This window comes from Burkholderia sp. AU6039 (assembly GCF_002223365.1).
GTDB lineage: Bacteria > Pseudomonadota > Gammaproteobacteria > Burkholderiales > Burkholderiaceae > Burkholderia.
The window spans coordinates 150,187-166,692 of the sequence record NZ_NKFK01000006.1; the positions used below are offsets into that span (position 1 = coordinate 150,187).

Below are 16,506 nucleotides of genomic sequence, written 5' to 3' on the forward strand. Positions count from 1 at the left end.
CGCGCCGAACGCGTTCACGCCGAGTTTATACGCGACTGCGGGGCAAACGACAGGCCGTCCGCGGAAAATCCGCGTGCGGACGATTCGTCAGGTCACGCAGCGCGTGCTCGGCCGTCGGGAACCGGAACATGAATCCGTCCTGATGCAGCCGCGCCGGCATCACGCGCTGGCCGTCCAGCAGCAGCTCGGCCATCTCGCCCATCGCGACGCGCAGCGGCGCGGCCGGCACGTGCAGCCAGGCCGGGCGCTGCAGCACCTTCGACACGACCTGCACGAACTCGCGCTGGGTCAGCGGTGCGGGCGCGACCGCGTTGTAGACGCCGTGCATGCCCGAATTCGCCATCGCACGCGCGATGATCCGCAGCACGTCGTCCCGGTGGATCCAGCTCATCACCTGCGCGCCGTCGCCGAAGCGCCCGCCCATCCCGAAGTAGTGCGGCAACAGCATCGGGCGCAGCGCGCCGCCCGGGCCGAACACGACGCCCAGCCGCAGCACTACCGAACGAACACCATGACGTTCCAGCGGCTGCGCGGACAGCTCCCATTGCCGGCACAGCTCCGACATGAAGCCGCTGCCGGCGCTGCTGCCTTCGTCGAGCCGCTGGTCGGCAGGACGCACGCCGTAGTAACCGATCGCCGATGCCTGGATCCACATGCGCGGCTTGACCTCGGCAGTCTCGACCCAGCGCATCAGCGATTCCGTGACGCCGACGCGGCTGGCCAGCAGCACCGCCTGCCGGCGCTTGCTCCAGCGTGCACCGAGCACCGGCGCCCCCGAGAGATTGATGACCGTGTCGAAACGCTCGTGCGGCTGCAACTGCTCGACGGACGTGACGCTGCGCACGCGGCCGTGAAACTGGTAGGCCGCGCGCAGCGGATCGCGCGCCAGCAACGTGACCGCATGCCCTGCATCGAGCAGATGGTTCACGAGGGTTTCGCCGATGAAGCCGGTGCCGCCGGTGACGAGCACGTTCCCCGGCGGCTGCCCCGCGAACGGATTGACGACCGGCGCGCGTCGCGCGATCCGGCAGGCCGCGATTCCGTCGCGGATTCCCGAAATCGTCACACCGACGGCAAAGAGGCTCAGCACCCAGCCGCGCCAGCCGAGATCGAGCGCCTGCAGCGCGGTCGGCTCGTGCGCCCACGTGGCCAGCTGCATCGCGATCATTCCGAACAGCGCGCCGCCGTTGACGGCCAGCAGCGTGTGCAGCACGCGCTCGGTCGCCGGCAGCTTGCGGCTCTGGTCCTCGACGACGAAATCCCACAGCGTCAGCACTATCTCGACGACCACCACCGCCGCGAGGGCCGCGACCCACGCGCCGTGAAAGGCGACGTGCGCGATCGATGCGAACACGAGGCCGTAAAGCACGGAACGCACCGCATGAATTCCCAGCTCGAGCCGCGCGCGCGGGCTGTGCGGGAGATCCTGCGTGAGTTCGTGGTGATAAAGCGTATCGAATGCGCCCATCGCACCCTGCACGATCAGCAGGTTGAGCGCCCAGTCGTAAGCAGGCAAGGTGTTCATACCGCGTCCCTCCTCCAAAGCCAGACAAGCGGCGGCACCATCGCGACGAGTGCCGCCGCGTCGATCGCCACGTGGCCCGATACCTGGGCCTGCAATGAAAACAGCATGTCCTGCGGCGCCCAGATCAGCAGGCCGGCCAGCAGCCATCCCCACACTTCCTGTTTCTGCAACCGGTTGCCGAGGTGCACGAGCGCCAGCATCCAGACCGACGCACATTGCATCGTCGCGCCCATCAGCGACATCCACCAGATCTGCTGCGCACGCGCCGGGTCCGGCGCCGTTCCCGTCCAGAAGTGCAGTTCGATGACGCGGTGATACGCATCGAGCCACGGCGCGCTTGCAACCCAAGGAACGGCAATGCCGACGAGCAGATGTGCGATCGCGGCGCAGTACATCCAGGTCACGACGATGCGGCGAACGTTGTCTCGCACCGGACGATCCGTCGGATGTTCAGCGGCACGTTCGCTACCGTCACGGCACGCCGCCGCATCGCACGGCGCTTCGGCGCGATAGCCGAGCCAGCGCGAAACCGCATGCCGGTTGCGCGCGAAGCGGCGATACAGCGGCGCCAGCGCACCGCGCACGACCGGCACGCGAAGCAGCCGGACGAGCCGGCGGCGGCCGGTCAGCGCCTGGGCGGCCAGGATGCTGTCCACGCCGGTCAGCATGCGTCCGTCGGGCAGGCGCGCGTGCAGCTCGCGATTCAGCGTGGGCAGGTCGACGCCCAGCGGCACGGGATCGAAACCCGGCTCGGCGATATCGACGAAGGCCAGCCGGTGTCGCGCGTCGCGAGCCCTGAGACGCCTGATCTCCGCCACGCACAACGGACATCGTCCGTCGAAGTACAGCACCAGTTCACTTGATTCCATGATTCGCATTCCTTCTTATTACCCGTCGCATGCTTCATGAATCGATCGACGGCTCTCCGCTGTGCCACGACGCCGCTTCTGCGCAGCGGCGGCAACGCACTTACATCGGCTTGAGCACCATCAGGAAGTAGACGGTCAGCATCGCGAAGAACGCCGGATAGCCGAGCAGTTCCCAGCGCTTCGCGTAAAGCCAGTACCGTTCCGGCAGCGCGGCATCGCCGTTCGCGTGCGCGAGCTTCGCCATCGCGGCCAGTTCGACCTGCAGCCACACGACCGGCAGCCAGCACCCACCGGCAATCGCATACAGCACGATCGACGCCATGAGCCACGGCGTATCCCACGGCCAGCCGGCCGTGTGCGCGAGCCACAGGCCCGATGCCGGCTGGAAGATCACGGCCGGGGTCGTGAACCACCAGTCCGCACGCACCACGAGCCGCGACACGGCCGCGATCGCGGGCACCGAGCGCGTGCGGTTCGCGAAGAACAGGTAGAACGCGGTGCCGAACCCGGTGCCGACCAGCAGCACCGAAGACAGGATGTGAAGCGCCTTGATGACGAGATAGATATTCATGCTTGTTCTTCTTCTGAAAAAAGGATCAACAGGATCGCGAGGATCGGCACGTTCTTGAGCACGGGGCCGAACGGTTCGGCGAGCAGGGCCGGCATCGTGACCGCGATGACCGCCGAATACGCGACGATCAGCGCGGCTTGCGCGGCCCACAGGCGGCGCGACGGCGCGACGACCGTCGCGATGCCGAACCCGAAGTCCAGCGCGCTGGCCGCGTAGAGCGCGATCAACGCGGGCAGCCCCGTCAGGTGCGCGGGTGCGAGCAGCGCGAGGCTCGCGTGCAGCGGATGGACGAACGCGCTGGCGATGGCCGTCCAGATCCACACGATCGCCAGCGCGCCACGCAACAGCGGGCGACGCCACATCGCGAGCGCGTCGCGACGCAGCGCCGCGGCGTCCGCGCCGATGAAGCCGTCGATCCCGCGCGGCGGCCGGCCGAGCATCGCCGTGGCGGCGGCCGGATCACCGGTGTTCCCGCCACGCAGCATCGTCCACGTGTCGCGCGTGAAGATCGCCCCCGGCAGCGTGCCGAGCAGCACAGCGGCCACACCGGCCAGCGGGCCCGGCAATCCGATGCGAGCGGCCGGCGGAAACCCGAGCGCCGTGCGGTAGCGGGCCAGCATCTCGCGGTATTCGACTTCGTCGGTGCCGACCACGTCGATCACCGGGCGGCCGGCCGCCGGCGCATCGACGCACCGCGCGACGACTTCGGCGAGATCGTCGACGTGCACGGGGCGCAGCCGCTGATGGCCGCCCGCCGGCAGGACCTGCACCGGCAGGCTCGCGAGCATCCGGAAAAACCGCGCCGACGCGCCGTCCGTGCCGTAGACGAGCGCGGGACGCACGATCCGGAAGTCGATCGGCAGCGTCTGCAGGAAGCGGTCGGCCGCGGACTTGCTCGCGAAGTAGCGCGTATCGCCACGCTCGACGCCGAGCGCCGAGATCTGGATCACGCGCCGCACGCCGGCGCGGCAGCACGCGGTGAAGAGCGCGCACGGCGCGGCGCGATGCACGGCGTCGAGCGTCGCGCCGCGCTGATCGGCAAGGATGCCGACCGCATTGATCACCACGTCGACGCCTTCCAGCCGCGCGAGCCACGCGTCCGGGTCGACGTCCTTCGCGAAGTCGATCGCGACGTCGGACGGGCCGGCCGCCTGACGCACGCCGCGCAGCACGCGATGGCCGCCGGCTTCGAGCTGCGCGCACAGTGCCCGCCCGATGAAGCCGTTCGCCCCGCACACGAGAACGGTCATGCTGCGCGCCGCGGTGCGGCCAGGCGGGCGGGTCGACGGCAAGACGGTGTCCATTTTCATCCTCTACTTACAGTTATTTCTGTACAGACAGAAATAACGACCCCAAAAAAAGCGGGCTGGCTGCCCGCACTGCGTGTCCTGCTTACTTCGACGGCTTGCGCCTGACCGTCTGGCTGATCTTCGCGCCGATGCCGAGCGCCTTCATCAGCGTATCGGGCTTGAGCCGCAGCATCTCGTCCGACCAGGTCGTAAGCGTCTCGACGAACTGCAGCGTGTCGCGGATGCGCTGCTCGGTCTCACGGCTCTCGTTCGCGATCTCGGGATTCGTCAGGCAGTCGCGCAGCACCGTCAGCGTCGGCTCGATCTCGCGCTGCCGCCGCCCTTCGACGATCAGCTTGAACAGTTCCCAGATGTCGGTCGACGTCTCGAAGTGGTCGCGGCGGTCGCCCAGCACGTGCACGACCTTCGCCAGCCGCCACGCCTGAAGCTCCTTCAGGCTCGTGCTGACGTTGGAGCGCGCCACGTTGAGCGTCTCGGCGATCTCGTCGGCCGCGATCGGCCGGCCGGCCAGATAGAGCAGCGCGTGGATCTGCGAGACGGTGCGGTTGACGCCCCACCGCGAGCCCATTTCGCCCCAGTGGAGAATGAATCGTTCGGCAATCGGTGTGAGTTCCATGACGTGAAATTTAGGCATTTCAGTTATTTCTGTCAAGAGAGAAATAACCACACGATCCGCCCGGTTCCGGCGGCGCCCGCCCGCGATCGGCCGCTTCCTTTACAATGCGCGGGATTTTCCGAATTCAGGCCGTCCCAGCCTTTCTGACTAGAGTAGAGGTTTCCATGATCATCAAACCGCGCGTGCGTGGCTTCATCTGCGTGACGACTCATCCGGTCGGCTGCGAAGCCAACGTCAAGGAACAGATCGACTACGTGACTTCGCACGGCCCGATCGCCAACGGCCCGAAAAAGGTGCTCGTGATCGGCGCGTCGACCGGCTACGGCCTCGCCGCCCGGATCTCGGCCGCCTTCGGCGCCGACGCGGACACGCTCGGCGTGTTCTTCGAGCGCGCCGGCAGCGAGACGAAGCCGGGCACGGCCGGCTGGTACAACAGCGCCGCGTTCGAGAAATTCGCCGCCGAAAAGGGGCGCTATGCGCGCAGCATCAACGGCGACGCATTCTCCGACAAGGTCAAGCAGGTCACGATCGACACCATCAAGCAGGATCTCGGCAAGGTCGATCTCGTCGTCTACAGCCTCGCGGCACCGCGCCGCACGCATCCGAAGACGGGCGAAACCATCAGCTCGACGCTCAAGCCGATCGGCAAGACGGTCACGTTCCGCGGCCTCGACACCGACAAGGAAGTGATCCGCGACGTCACGCTGGAACCGGCGACGCAGGAAGAGATCGACGGCACCGTCGCCGTGATGGGCGGCGAGGACTGGCAGATGTGGATCGATGCGCTCGATGAAGCCGGCGTGCTGGCCGACGGCGCGAAGACCACCGCGTTCACGTATCTCGGCGAGCAGATCACGCACGACATCTACTGGAACGGCTCGATCGGCGAAGCGAAGAAGGATCTCGACAAGAAAGTGCTGTCGATCCGCGACAAGCTCGCCGCGCACGGCGGCGACGCGCGCGTGTCGGTGCTGAAGGCGGTCGTCACGCAGGCCAGCTCGGCGATCCCGATGATGCCGCTGTACCTGTCGCTGCTGTTCAAGACGATGAAGGAAGCCGGCACGCACGAAGGCTGCATCGAGCAGGTGTACGGCCTGTTCAAGGACAGCCTGTACGGCGCGAAGCCGCACGTCGACGAAGAAGGCCGCCTGCGCGCGGACTACAAGGAGCTCGATCCGCAGGTGCAGGCGAAGGTCGTCGCGCAGTGGAACCACGTGACGAACGAGAACCTGTACGAGCTGACCGACTTCACCGGCTACAAGACCGAGTTCCTGCGGCTGTTCGGCTTCGAGATCGCCGGCGTCGACTACGACGCGGACGTGAACCCGGACGTGAAGATCCCGGGCATCATCGACACCACCGTCTGATGGGTTGGCCCGCCGCCCGTGCTGCCCAAGTAGCGCGGGTGGCAGGTTCGCGGTACCGGCGACGTCAACGCGGCGCCGGTTCTTCCAGATAAACGCCCGACGACAGCGTGGCCTTCACCTGCCGCGTGAACTCGTCGGTCGACACTTCCTCCTCTCCCGCTTCGATCGCTTCGTATGCCTGGCGCACGACGTCGGCCGGCGTCGCCTTCGGCACGTCGAGGCCGGCCGTCAGGTCGGTATCGATGAAACCGGCATGCAGCCCGACGACCTGCGTGTGCTGCTCGCGCAGCGAATGACGCAGCCCGTTGGTGAGCGCCCACGCAGCCGATTTCGACACGCCGTAGCCCGCCAGGATCGGCCGGTTCACCCAGCTCGCGACGGACAGGATGTTCAGGATCGCGCCGCCGCCATTCCCGGCGAGGATGCCCGCGAACGCGCGCGACATCGCCAGCATCCCGAACACGTTGGTTTCGAAGTGATCGCGCAACGCGTCGGGCGCGCCGTCGTCGGTCAGGCTGCCGAGCCGCGCAATGCCCGCGTTGTTGATCAGAAGCGTGACGTCGCGTGCGGCATCGGCCGCCGCGGCGACGGCCGCCGGGTCGGTCACGTCGAGCTTCACCGGCACGACGCCCGGCAGCGTCACGGTGGCCGGATCGCGCGCCGCCGCATAGACCTTGCGCGCCCCTCTCGCGAGGGCCTGCTTCGCGAACTCGAGCCCGAGCCCGCGGTTTGCGCCCGTGATGAACACCACTGCACCTTCGATCTTCATGTTCGTTCCTTTCGCATGATGAATCGCATGCGCGCCGGCTCGCCGCGCGCCTGAGATCCGGTGGAAAACCAGCCTGCCCTTTGCTTGCCGAACCGTGGCGCCGCCGCCGGCAGACGGCGAGCCGCCCGCTGCCCGTGACCCGGCGGCGCCCAAGACCCCGACCGATTGCCATCCGGTGTTCCGGCCGCGGCTTTGCGCCCGCCGCCAAGTCGGCTACACTCGATGTCAATGTCGATCACCATCGTCTTTGCGGTGCATTGTGTTCTCGCCCCTCGGGCATGTCAATGGTGATCACAATTGTGTTTTCCAATCGACGCGATCGACAAAATCAGGGAGGGATCTATGGGCGTGTCAAGACAGCAGGCTGCCGAGAACCGGAGCGCGATCGTCGCGGCCGCCGAGCGGCTGTTCCGCGCGCGCGGCGTCGACGCGGTCGGGCTCACGGAGCTGATGAAGGAAGCCGGCTTCACGCAGGGCGGCTTCTACAACCACTTCAAGTCGAAGGACGCGCTGGTTGCCGAGGTGATGGAAAAGGCGATGCAGGACCGGGCGGATTCGCCGAACGCCGGCAGTCTCGACGCGCAGGTGGCGTTGTATCTGTCCGCCGCGCACCGCGACAACGTCGAGGCCGGATGCCCGCTGTCCGGTTTCGCCGGCGATGCGCCGCGGCTGACCGACGCGGCGCAGGCGTGCTATGCGCGCGGCCTCGCCACGTATCTCGATCGACTGGAACGGATGGTGGCCACGGAAAGCGCGACGCCCGCGCAGACGCGTCGCGATGCGGTCGCGGTCTTCAGCCAGATGGTCGGCGCGCTCGTGCTGTCGCGCGCGATCGCCGGCACCGATCCGGCGCTGGCCGACGAGATCCTCGCCGCCGCGCGGGAGACGCTCACCGTTGGGCGCGACGATCCGGGCGCGCGGATGTAGCCGCGCCAAGACGTCATGGTGCGTCGGCCGGTGCCGCGTGTCGGCGTGCGCGGTGATGGTTCAACGTCTCGCCGCGCTATTCGACCGCCCGTGCGGCCTCCCACAGCGGCTGGGCACCGCGCGCCGCATTCCACGCATCAAAACGCGTGCGCCACGCTTCGAACGGCTCCGCCAGCGGGTGGCGCGGATCGTCACTGAGCGAATACGCCATCCCTTCGATCAACCAGCGCGGCCGGGTCGCGACGGCCAGGTTGCCGAGCACTTCGGCCTGCCGGTGATGGATCAGCTCGTGCGCGAGAAAGTAGGTCTGCCAGCCGCGCGGTGCGATCACCACGCCGAAATTCCCGAGCGTCAGCGCCGCGCGTTGGCCCAAGCCGAACGCATCGGCGCACGCCCGCGTCGAGCAGAACACGACGCGCGGCGCCGCCTGGAATGCACCGACGGCCGCCGCCGCGCGCGCATAGCCGTCGCGATAGAGCTGCCGCGCGTCGCCGAGCTTCGCGGCATCGTCCGTGCAGATATCGGCGCTCGGGCACGACACACCGGGGACCAGCCCAGGCGCGACGACGCGCAACGGCTTGACGAGCGCATACGCGGCAATCGGCAGCGCGACGAGCAGGCCCGTGAGGGCAAAAGCGACATGGGAGCGTTTCATCGGGGCGGTGGTTCCGGGGCGTTCTCGTTCTGCTGAAGTCTTCCTGCGTGAATATATCGGACCGGCGATGTCCGCGGCCCTGCTTGATTCCCCGACGGCGCCTTGCCAATCAGGCAACAGGCCCCGTGCTGGCCTCGCCGGCACCCGTCATCCGGCGGCTCCAGCGAACACCCAGCCACAGAAGCGCCACGCCGCACACGAACAGGAGCACCTCGACCAGCACGGTATCGACATGCCAGTACCGCGTCAGCAGCACGGCGGCGAGGTCGAACAGGAAATGAAACGCGATCGCATACGCGAGCCAGCGCTTCGTGCCGCGGACGAATGCCTGCAGCACGATCAGCGACAGCCCCACGTGCGCGGCCATGGCGCTCACGCGCTCGAACAGCGCGAGTAACGGCGACGCGAGTGTCATGCCGGAGAACTGCGCCCCGATCAGCGACTGCGCACCTTCAGGCACCACGACGCCTGCTCGCGCGAGCAGGTACGCGGCAGCGAGCGCGATGAATCCGACGCCGACGAGCAGCATCGCTTCCAGCCCGCCGTGCCCGAGCCCGAGCATCACGGCCGTCGGCGGGTCATGTCGCTTCGGCAGCAGATACCGGAAAGCGACCCAGCGCCCGCATTCCTCGAAGAGTCCGGCCGTCAGCGCCGCGAACACGAGCATCGGCAGGTGCCAGCCGGGATCGTGCGCGAGCCAGCGGAACAACGGCACCTGCCACGACAGGCGCAGCACCGGCTGGAACACGAAAAAGGTCAGCATCCCGTAGAAAAACACCCGCAACGGCACCTGCGCGCGGCGCCGCCATGCGACCGCGAGCAACACCGGCGCGGTCAGCGCCACGACACCCGCCGCGAGCGTGACGAACAGGAGCAACGGGGCGACGGGATGCATGACGAATGCCGTTACGCGAGCTGCTTGTGGAAATACGTCGTCGCGCAGAGCGTGCCGTCGGGCATCAGCGCGTAGTTCGGCACGACACCGACACGCTGCCAGCCGGCCCGCTCGTACAGCCGCTCGGCGTCGCCGCCCGTCACGGTGTCGAGCACGAGCACGGTCTTGCCCGCGTCGCGCGCGGCTGCATCGGCCACCGCCATCAGCCGCGCGGCGATGCCCTGCCGGCGCGCGTGCCGCGACACGAGCATCTTCGAGATATCGGCGCGATGCGGCTGGTTCTCCGGCTGCGCGGTCACGACCTGCACGGTGCCGACGATCCGGCCGGCCGCGTCCTCCGCAACGAGCAGGATGCGCTCGCCGTTCGCGACGCCGTCGGCGACATTCGTCCAGAACGCGACGGCGGTCGCCCGCTCGATCGGCAACATGAAGCTGACGGACGCGCCGCCCTCGACGCAATCGATCAACACGTCGGCCAGTGCTTCGACACAGCGCTTCGCTTCGCCCGCGCCGACGCGGCGGACGGTAACGGATTCGGTCATGCCAACTCCGGTAGTCAGTTGGGTCGCACACGCGGGTTCGGCGTGCGGCCGGATGGGAAGAAAACACCGGCAGGCCGTCGCGGCTCGCGCAACGGCGACAGGCGCGCGGCAACGCCGCACCCGGCCGGCGCGTGTTACCGCCCCATCATCCTACGCGACGAAAATTTCCGTTGCATCGCCGTTCGCCTCCCCTATACTTAGCCACATGGCTAACTTTCAACCCGGCATCAGCGACGTTTTCCACGCCCTCGCCGATCCGACGCGCTGCGCGATCATCAGCATGCTCGGCCACGGCGAACGGACCGTCTCCGCGCTGGCCGAACCGTTCGACATGGCACTGCCGTCGTTCATGAAGCACGTCGCCGTGCTCGAGCGCAGCGGTCTCGTCCAGACCCACAAGGCCGGCCGCTCGCGCACCTGCACGCTGGTCGGCAGCCGGCTGACCGAAGCCGAGGCATGGCTCGCCGAGCAGCGCGCACTGTGGGAAGCCCGATCCGATCGTCTCGTCGAATTCGTCGAACGCCGTCACCAGGAGGAGCAAGATGTCAGCCAGCCCCGTCGACCCCGTTGAAACCCACGATCTCGTCATCACGCGCACGCTGCGTGCGCCGCGCCACGCGCTGTGGCGTGCATGGACCGACCCCGAACTGCTGAAGCAATGGTGGTGCCCGAAACCGTGGACCACCGAAGTGCGCGCGTTCGACCTGCGGCCGGGCGGCGCCTTCCACACGTACATGCGCGGCCCCGATGGCGGCACCAGCGACAATCCCGGCTGCTTCCTCGAGATCGTGCCCGAATCGCGCATCGCGTTCACGTCGATGCTCACGGGCGGCTGGCGGCCGCAGGCGCCGTGGATGGGCTTCACCGCGATCATCACGATGGCCGACGACGATGCGGGCAGCCGTTACGAAGCGCGCGTGATGCATCCGGACGCCGCCACGCGCGAGCGCCACGAAGCGCTCGGCTTCTTCGAGGGCTGGAACACCTGCATCACGCAGCTCGACGAATTCGCGGCCGCATTGCGCTGAGCCGGCCGCGGCCGCGTGTGCGGTCATTGCATGCCGCCGCTCGCGCGCCTAGGATTCCTGAAGGAAGCATGACGACACGCCGGCCGCCGGCGTGCACCGTCGTGCGCACTCCGCGGGAGGCCACATGTTGCACACGCACACGCATTCGACCCGGGTCAGCCGGCACCTGAACGCCCCGCGCGGCCGCGTCTACCGCGCCCTCCTCGATCCGCACGCGGTCGAGCAATGGAAGGTGCCCGACGGCATGACGTGCCGTGTGCACGCGTACGACGCGCGCGAAGGCGGTGCGCTGCGGGTATCGCTGAGCTATGAAGCGCCTTCGGCCGGCACCGGCAAGACCACCGCGCACACCGATACCTATCACGGCCGCTTCGTCACGCTCGTGCCGGACGAGCAGATCGTCGAGATCGACGTGTTCGAGACCGACGACCCGATGCTGCGCGGCGCCATGACGATCACGATCACGCTGTCCGACGAAGCGGGCGGCACGCGCGTGGACGCGGTGCACGATGGGGTGCCGCCGGGCGTGCCGGCCGCCGACAACGAGACCGGCTGGCAGATGGCGCTGGCGCGGCTCGCGGCGCTGGTGGAGGCCGGGTAAGCAAGCGCCGGGCCCGTCGCGGCGCGCGTCAGCCGAGCCGGTAAGCGTGCGTGACCGTGCCGCGGAACAGCGCGTCGCGCTCGTCCGGGCTCGCCTGCGCGGTCAGCCGCTTGAACGCATTCCAGCCGTTCACGAACGAATACGAGCCCTTGTCGACCGGGAAATTGCTCTCGAACATGCAGCGCCCGGGGCCGAACGCGTCGATGCAGGTCATCATCCACGGCTTCCACGTGTCGGCGAGCTGCACGGAAGACGGCGGCCGTTCGCCCTTCTCGAAATCGAAACCGTTGATGCGCATCCCGAGCCCGCCGACCTTCACGTACACGTTCGGCAGTTGCGCGAGCGTACGCATCGACGCCGACCAGCGCTCGAACACTTCCGGCCGCTTGTCGGCATAACTGGCGATCCGCACGACACCGCCGCAGTGATTGACGATGACGCGCGTATCGGGGTTCGCCTTCGCCAGCTCGAACAGTTCGGGCAGCTGCGGAAAGAACAGCCACGCGTCATACGAAAGCCCGAGCGGCGCGAGCTGCGCGACGCCCGCCCGGTACGCGGGATCGAGCAGCAGCCCGCGCGGCACCGCCGACAGCGGATTGGCGAGCGTCGGATCGGCGTCCCAGGTCGTCAGGTGACGCACCCCGCGGAAGCGCCCGCGACCGGCTTCGAGATGCGCTTCGAGCACCTCGCGCACGCGTTCGCCGAGGCGCAGGTCCGCGTGGCCGACGATGCCTTTCGCGACCGCCACCGGGCCGTGCTGCAGCGGCTCGGTCACGCCCGCGACGTAGGCCGTCTCGCCCACCGGTTTCAGTTCGGCCGGGCCCGAGTCGCGATAGCGCGTCTGCGCCTGCATGTAGACGGACGCCTGGATGTTGTGGCCCGAGCGCGCATCCTGCAGATAGTCGTCGAGCATGTAGATCCAGCCCGGCCGCTCATAGAAATGATGATGCGCGTCGACGATCGGCAAGTCGGGCTCGAGCGCGGGTTCGAGCGCCGACGCGAGCCAGTCGGGGCGGACCGCGAGATAGTTGCTTTGCGTCGTCATGCGGGAAACTCCTTCCTGGGTGGCCGCGCGCGCCTTGGTGAACGCGGGCAGCGCGAGCGATGCGGCGGCCGCGCCGAGCAGCCGGCGTCGCTTGATCGACATCGTGGTGTCCATGTCATTCGCTCCGGTCGAATGCAACCAGCGACAGCGTGAGCAGCGTCGTGATCGCCAGCACGATCGCGAGGCCGAGCATGCCGGCGGTGAAGGTGCCGAAGCTGTCCTTCAGGTAGCCGACGAGATAAGGGCCCGCGAAGCCGCCGAGCGCGCCGATCGAGTTGATCAACGCGAGCCCGCCGGCCGCGGCCTGGCCGGACAGGAAGCGCGACGGCAGCGTGTAGAAGATCGTGCGGCCGGCGATCGTGCCGATCAGCGCGAGCGTGATGCCGACGAGTGCCGGCCCGAGCGTCAGGAAGTGCGTCGACACGCCGAGCGCCACCGCGCCGATGAACAGCCCGATCGCCAGGTTCGCGATGGGGCCGCCGCGCCGGTCCACGCGCTTCGCCCACCACAGCAGTGCGACGGTCGCGAAGAAGTACGGCACCGCGGACAGCCAGCCCGTCTGCATCGTCGACATGCCGTGCGCCTTCAGCATCTGCGGCAGCCAGATGCCGATCCCGTAGGACCCCATCGTGAAGCCGAACGAGATCAGCGCGAGCAGGTACACGCGCACGTCGCGCAGCGCGACGCCGAAGCGCTTCTTGCGGCCGGCGGCCGCGCCGTCGCGCTCGAACGCACGCTGCAGCGCCGCACGCTCGTCGTCCGACAGCCACGCAGCATGCGCCGGCGAATCGGACAGCAGCTTCAGCACGAGAAAACCGAGCGCGCACGCCGGGAGCCCTTCGACGATGAACATCCACTTCCAGCCGGCCAGCCCGAGCACGCCGTCGAGCTGCAGCAGCCACGTCGACAACGGACCGCCGATCAGCGACGACAGCGGCGTCGACACGGTGAACCACGCCAGCACGCGTGTGCGGTAGCTCGCCGGAAACCACACGGCAAGGAAGAAGATCACGCCCGGAAAGAATCCGGCTTCGCCGATGCCGAGCAGCAGCCGGATCGCGTAGAAACTCGTCGGCCCGGTCGCGAGCGCGGTCGCGGCCGCCATCAGCCCCCACGTGATCATGATGCGGGCAAGCCAGCGCCGCGCGCCGAAACGGTACAGCGCGAGATTGCTCGGCACCTCGAACAAGCAGTAGCCGGCGAACATGATCCCCGCGCCCCAGCCGAACTGCGTCGCGGTCAGGCCGAGATCGCGGTTCATCGTGAGCGCCGCGAAGCCGACGCTCGTGCGGTCCAGGTAGTTGAAGAAGTACGCGAGCGCGAGCAGCGGAATGAAGCGCCACGCGGCCTTGCGCACGGCCCGTTGCTCGAGCGACGCGTCGGTCTCGCGATCGTCGGCCAGTGCCGGGGAAGCGGATGTCATGGTTGTCTCCGTGGATGGGGCGGCCGCGCCCGTGCGTGGCACGGCCGGGACGCCTTTGTTCGTTCGTTGAATCGCGGCCGCGCTACGCGCTCGCCAGTTCGTTCGGTGACGGCGCGCCGCCCGGCGCCGCATCGTCCGCGCCATGCTGGCCCGCGACGACACCGGCTTCGATCAGCGCACGCGCATCGTCCGGCGTGTAGCCGAGCTCGCCGAGCAGCGCGCGCGTGTCCTGGCCGAGTGCGGGCGGTGCCGCGCGCAGCCTCAGGCGTTCGCCGGCAAGCGTCAGCGGCAGCAGCGCGGTGCGCGTGTCGACCGGCCGCCCGGCGCTGCTCGCGTCGGCCGGCAACGTCACGGCCTCGAGGCCGCCCGTGGCGAGCAGGTGCGGATCGTCGAACAGGTCCTGCGGTTTCGTGATCGGCGCGTACGGCAGGCCGTTCGATTCGAAGATCGCGCCGATCTCCGCGGCCGAATACGGCGTGAGCCGCGCGCGCAATTCGGGCAGCAGCCACTCACGCGCCTGCACGCGCAGGTTGTTGGTCGCGACGCGCGGATCGTCCTTCAGCGCGGCCAGGCCGAACGCATCGCAGAACAGCGCCCACTGCGTGTCCGATACGACCGCGAGAAAGATCTGTTCGTCATCCTTGACTGAAAACACGTCGTAGACGGCCCACGCGGAAATCCGGCTCGGCATCGGCGATGCGGCCTGCCCGGTCACCGCGAACTGCATCATGTGCTGCGCGACGAGGAACACGTTGTTCTCGAACAGCGAACTCTGCACCTGCTGGCCGCGGCCGGTGCGTTCGCGCTGCGCGAGCGCGGCCATCGCGCCGATCGCGCCGAACATGCCGCCCATGATGTCGTTCACGCTCGCCCCCGCGCGCAGCGGCCGCCCTTCCGGGCCCGTCATGTATGCGAGGCCGCCCATCATCTGCACCACTTCGTCGAGCGCGGTGCGATGCTCGTACGGCCCCGGCAGGAAGCCCTTGTGCGATACGTACACGAGGCGCGGATTCAGCGAGAAGAGCGCCGGATAGCCCAGGCCGAGCCGGTCCATCGTGCCGCTCTTGAAGTTCTCGCTGAACACGTCCGCGGTCGCGACGAGCCGCAGCACGATCTCCAGCCCGCGGGGATCCTTCACGTCGACGGCAAGGCTCTTCTTGTTGCGGTTGAACATCCCGAAGAAGCCCGCGCCGGAACCGCGCAGCGCGCGCGTGCTGTCGCCCGCGATCGGCTCGATCTTGATGACCTCCGCGCCGAGATCCGCGAGCAGCATTCCGCAGGTCGGGCCCATCACCATGTGCGTCATCTCGATCACGCGCGTGCCTGCGTACGGCAGCGTCGAAGCCGGTTGGTGGTCGTTCATTGCGCGACTCCCGTCAGGCATCCTTCCGGTTGCACCGCGCTCGGAGCGCGGCCGTCCGCGTAACGGAAGCCCTTCGGCAACCCGGCGTCCGGCACATGGCCGTACAACGCCTCGGCCGGCAGCGCCGCGTGCAGGATCGCGCGCGCGGCGAGCAGCGCGTCGACGTCGATACCCGTGTCGAATCCCATCGCCTCGAGCAGGAACACGAGATCCTCGGTGACGATGTTGCCGGTCGCGCCCGGCGCATACGGGCAACCGCCGAGGCCGCCCTGGCTCGCGTCGATCGTCGTCACGCCCGCGTCGAGCGCCGCGACGACGTTCGCGAGCCCCTGCCCACGCGTGTTGTGGAAATGCGCGCCGCCGGCCTTGTCGCCGACTTCGCGCTGCAGGCGCAGGAACAGCCGGCGCACCTGCGCCGGATTCGCATAGCCGCTCGTGTCGGACAGCCCGATCTCGTCGACACCGCATTCGGCCATCGCCACCGCCATCGCGATCGTCTCGTCGTCGCTCACCGCGCCCGCGATCGTGCAGCCGAACGCGACCGACACGCCCGCCTCGATCTGCACCGATGGAAACCGCTCATTGCGCAGCGCGACGATCGCACGCACCTCGTCGATCATCTGCGCGGGCGTCTTGCGGATGTTCGCCAGCGAATGCGCTTCCGTCACCGAGACCGGCAGCGTCAGCTTGTGCACGCCGGCCTCGAATGCGCCCTCGGCGCCGCGCAGGTTCGGCGCGAGCGCGGCGACGTGCAGCCCGGGAATCGCCAGCGCGTGCGCGACGACTTCGCGCACATCGGCCATCTGCGGCAACAGCTTCGCCGGCACGAACGACCCGACCTCGATCTCGCGCAGGCCGGCCACGGCCAGCGCGGTGATCCAGCGCAGCTTGCCGGCCGTCGGCATCACGGCCTGGATGCTCTGCAGGCCGTCGCGCGGCCCGACCTCGCTGACCAGCACCTTCGGATATTCGGAAACGCTCATTTGATACTCCATCGTTC

Annotated in this window: 18 protein-coding genes; 5 read left to right on the forward strand and 13 right to left on the reverse strand. The window is 68.4% G+C overall.

All coding sequences use genetic code 11. From position 1 onward, the window contains the following. Positions 1-25: 25 nt before the first annotated feature. The 5 genes from CFB39_RS30980 to CFB39_RS31000 all read right to left on the reverse strand — a co-directional run bounded on the left by CFB39_RS30980 (position 26) and on the right by CFB39_RS31000 (position 4,891). Positions 26-1,525: a TIGR01777 family oxidoreductase gene (locus CFB39_RS30980; protein WP_089475805.1), complete on the reverse strand. Its 1,500-nt coding sequence runs from the start codon at positions 1,523-1,525 to the stop codon at positions 26-28. Then, on the reverse strand, positions 1,522-2,394 hold the full coding sequence (locus CFB39_RS30985; RefSeq protein WP_089475806.1) for a thiol-disulfide oxidoreductase DCC family protein: 873 nt from the start codon (positions 2,392-2,394) through the stop codon (positions 1,522-1,524). The genes CFB39_RS30980 and CFB39_RS30985 overlap by 4 nt, the downstream gene beginning before the upstream one ends. 100 nt (positions 2,395-2,494) lie before the next feature. Beyond that, the gene (locus tag CFB39_RS30990) at positions 2,495-2,965 is read right to left on the reverse strand and encodes a DUF2269 domain-containing protein (protein ID WP_089475807.1); all 471 of its coding nucleotides are present in this window, start codon (positions 2,963-2,965) and stop codon (positions 2,495-2,497) included. Next, positions 2,962-4,269, reverse strand: a complete 1,308-nt coding sequence (locus tag CFB39_RS30995) for an SDR family oxidoreductase (protein WP_089475808.1) — start codon at positions 4,267-4,269, stop codon at positions 2,962-2,964. Before CFB39_RS30995 ends, CFB39_RS30990 begins: the two co-directional genes overlap by 4 nt. Before the next feature lie 88 nt (positions 4,270-4,357). Further along, positions 4,358-4,891, reverse strand: a complete 534-nt coding sequence (locus CFB39_RS31000) for a GbsR/MarR family transcriptional regulator (protein WP_011353812.1) — start codon at positions 4,889-4,891, stop codon at positions 4,358-4,360. A gap of 164 nt (positions 4,892-5,055) precedes the next feature. On the opposite strand from CFB39_RS31000, the gene fabV reads away from it, so the two are divergent. After that, positions 5,056-6,258, forward strand: coding sequence for an enoyl-ACP reductase FabV (fabV, locus tag CFB39_RS31005; RefSeq protein WP_089475809.1), 1,203 nt, complete (start codon positions 5,056-5,058; stop codon positions 6,256-6,258). Between the two features lie 64 nt (positions 6,259-6,322). Here fabV and CFB39_RS31010 read toward each other — a convergent pair whose 3' ends face one another. Continuing rightward, positions 6,323-7,027: an SDR family oxidoreductase gene (locus tag CFB39_RS31010; protein ID WP_089475810.1), complete on the reverse strand. Its 705-nt coding sequence runs from the start codon at positions 7,025-7,027 to the stop codon at positions 6,323-6,325. Between the two features lie 342 nt (positions 7,028-7,369). Between CFB39_RS31010 and CFB39_RS31015 the strand changes: the two genes are divergently transcribed. Continuing rightward, positions 7,370-7,954, forward strand: coding sequence for a TetR/AcrR family transcriptional regulator (locus tag CFB39_RS31015; protein ID WP_089475811.1), 585 nt, complete (start codon positions 7,370-7,372; stop codon positions 7,952-7,954). Positions 7,955-8,030: 76 nt separating this feature from the next. Here the strand turns inward: CFB39_RS31015 and CFB39_RS31020 are convergent, their stop codons facing one another. The 3 genes from CFB39_RS31020 to CFB39_RS31030 all read right to left on the reverse strand — a co-directional run bounded on the left by CFB39_RS31020 (position 8,031) and on the right by CFB39_RS31030 (position 10,046). Beyond that, positions 8,031-8,609 (reverse strand): hypothetical protein, encoded by a 579-nt coding sequence (locus CFB39_RS31020; protein ID WP_089475812.1) that lies wholly within the window; start codon positions 8,607-8,609, stop codon positions 8,031-8,033. 109 nt (positions 8,610-8,718) lie between these two features. Beyond that, on the reverse strand, positions 8,719-9,504 hold the full coding sequence (locus CFB39_RS31025) for a YhfC family intramembrane metalloprotease (protein WP_089475813.1): 786 nt from the start codon (positions 9,502-9,504) through the stop codon (positions 8,719-8,721). 11 nt (positions 9,505-9,515) lie between these two features. Beyond that, entirely contained in the window at positions 9,516-10,046 is a 531-nt protein-coding gene (locus CFB39_RS31030) for a GNAT family N-acetyltransferase (protein ID WP_089475814.1), read from the reverse strand. Between the two features lie 205 nt (positions 10,047-10,251). Here CFB39_RS31030 and CFB39_RS31035 point away from each other — a divergent pair, with 205 nt between their 5' ends. The 3 genes from CFB39_RS31035 (at position 10,252) to CFB39_RS31045 (ending at position 11,675) form a co-directional block, all read left to right on the forward strand. Next, positions 10,252-10,617, forward strand: coding sequence for a helix-turn-helix transcriptional regulator (locus CFB39_RS31035; protein WP_089475815.1), 366 nt, complete (start codon positions 10,252-10,254; stop codon positions 10,615-10,617). Next, positions 10,589-11,074 (forward strand): SRPBCC family protein, encoded by a 486-nt coding sequence (locus CFB39_RS31040; RefSeq protein ID WP_089475816.1) that lies wholly within the window; start codon positions 10,589-10,591, stop codon positions 11,072-11,074. The genes CFB39_RS31035 and CFB39_RS31040 overlap by 29 nt, the downstream gene beginning before the upstream one ends. Before the next feature lie 124 nt (positions 11,075-11,198). Beyond that, entirely contained in the window at positions 11,199-11,675 is a 477-nt protein-coding gene (locus CFB39_RS31045) for an SRPBCC family protein (RefSeq protein WP_089475817.1), read from the forward strand. Positions 11,676-11,703: 28 nt separating this feature from the next. Here CFB39_RS31045 and CFB39_RS31050 read toward each other — a convergent pair whose 3' ends face one another. From CFB39_RS31050 to CFB39_RS31065, 4 genes are all read right to left on the reverse strand, one after another. Further along, complete coding sequence (locus tag CFB39_RS31050) at positions 11,704-12,834, reverse strand: amidohydrolase (RefSeq protein ID WP_089475818.1); 1,131 nt, start codon at positions 12,832-12,834, stop codon at positions 11,704-11,706. Position 12,835: 1 nt separating this feature from the next. Then, a complete protein-coding gene (locus CFB39_RS31055) occupies positions 12,836-14,143 on the reverse strand; it encodes an MFS transporter (protein WP_089475819.1) in 1,308 nt (435 codons plus the stop codon). Positions 14,144-14,225: 82 nt separating this feature from the next. After that, on the reverse strand, positions 14,226-15,506 hold the full coding sequence (locus CFB39_RS31060; protein WP_089475820.1) for a CaiB/BaiF CoA-transferase family protein: 1,281 nt from the start codon (positions 15,504-15,506) through the stop codon (positions 14,226-14,228). Continuing rightward, positions 15,503-16,489: a hydroxymethylglutaryl-CoA lyase gene (locus tag CFB39_RS31065; RefSeq protein WP_089475821.1), complete on the reverse strand. Its 987-nt coding sequence runs from the start codon at positions 16,487-16,489 to the stop codon at positions 15,503-15,505. The genes CFB39_RS31060 and CFB39_RS31065 overlap by 4 nt, the downstream gene beginning before the upstream one ends. Positions 16,490-16,506: the final 17 nt, after the last annotated feature.

Excerpts from the sequence above, each read along its gene's own strand:
- CFB39_RS30995 (WP_089475808.1), bottom strand. The coding sequence starts at position 4,269 with ATGGACACCGTCTTGCCGTCGACCCGCCCGCCTGGCCGCACCGCGGCG.
- CFB39_RS31030 (WP_089475814.1), bottom strand. The coding sequence starts at position 10,046 with ATGACCGAATCCGTTACCGTCCGCCGCGTCGGCGCGGGCGAAGCGAAG.
- CFB39_RS31020 (WP_089475812.1), bottom strand. The coding sequence starts at position 8,609 with ATGAAACGCTCCCATGTCGCTTTTGCCCTCACGGGCCTGCTCGTCGCG.
- CFB39_RS31060 (WP_089475820.1), bottom strand. The coding sequence starts at position 15,506 with ATGAACGACCACCAACCGGCTTCGACGCTGCCGTACGCAGGCACGCGC.
- CFB39_RS31065 (WP_089475821.1), bottom strand. The coding sequence starts at position 16,489 with ATGAGCGTTTCCGAATATCCGAAGGTGCTGGTCAGCGAGGTCGGGCCG.
- CFB39_RS30990 (WP_089475807.1), bottom strand. The coding sequence starts at position 2,965 with ATGAATATCTATCTCGTCATCAAGGCGCTTCACATCCTGTCTTCGGTG.
- CFB39_RS31055 (WP_089475819.1), bottom strand. The coding sequence starts at position 14,143 with ATGACATCCGCTTCCCCGGCACTGGCCGACGATCGCGAGACCGACGCG.
- CFB39_RS31040 (WP_089475816.1), top strand. The coding sequence starts at position 10,589 with ATGTCAGCCAGCCCCGTCGACCCCGTTGAAACCCACGATCTCGTCATC.
- CFB39_RS31045 (WP_089475817.1), top strand. The coding sequence starts at position 11,199 with ATGTTGCACACGCACACGCATTCGACCCGGGTCAGCCGGCACCTGAAC.
- fabV (WP_089475809.1), top strand. The coding sequence starts at position 5,056 with ATGATCATCAAACCGCGCGTGCGTGGCTTCATCTGCGTGACGACTCAT.
- CFB39_RS31010 (WP_089475810.1), bottom strand. The coding sequence starts at position 7,027 with ATGAAGATCGAAGGTGCAGTGGTGTTCATCACGGGCGCAAACCGCGGG.
- CFB39_RS31000 (WP_011353812.1), bottom strand. The coding sequence starts at position 4,891 with ATGGAACTCACACCGATTGCCGAACGATTCATTCTCCACTGGGGCGAA.
- CFB39_RS30980 (WP_089475805.1), bottom strand. The coding sequence starts at position 1,525 with ATGAACACCTTGCCTGCTTACGACTGGGCGCTCAACCTGCTGATCGTG.
- CFB39_RS31025 (WP_089475813.1), bottom strand. The coding sequence starts at position 9,504 with ATGCATCCCGTCGCCCCGTTGCTCCTGTTCGTCACGCTCGCGGCGGGT.
- CFB39_RS30985 (WP_089475806.1), bottom strand. The coding sequence starts at position 2,394 with ATGGAATCAAGTGAACTGGTGCTGTACTTCGACGGACGATGTCCGTTG.
- CFB39_RS31050 (WP_089475818.1), bottom strand. The coding sequence starts at position 12,834 with ATGGACACCACGATGTCGATCAAGCGACGCCGGCTGCTCGGCGCGGCC.
- CFB39_RS31035 (WP_089475815.1), top strand. The coding sequence starts at position 10,252 with ATGGCTAACTTTCAACCCGGCATCAGCGACGTTTTCCACGCCCTCGCC.
- CFB39_RS31015 (WP_089475811.1), top strand. The coding sequence starts at position 7,370 with ATGGGCGTGTCAAGACAGCAGGCTGCCGAGAACCGGAGCGCGATCGTC.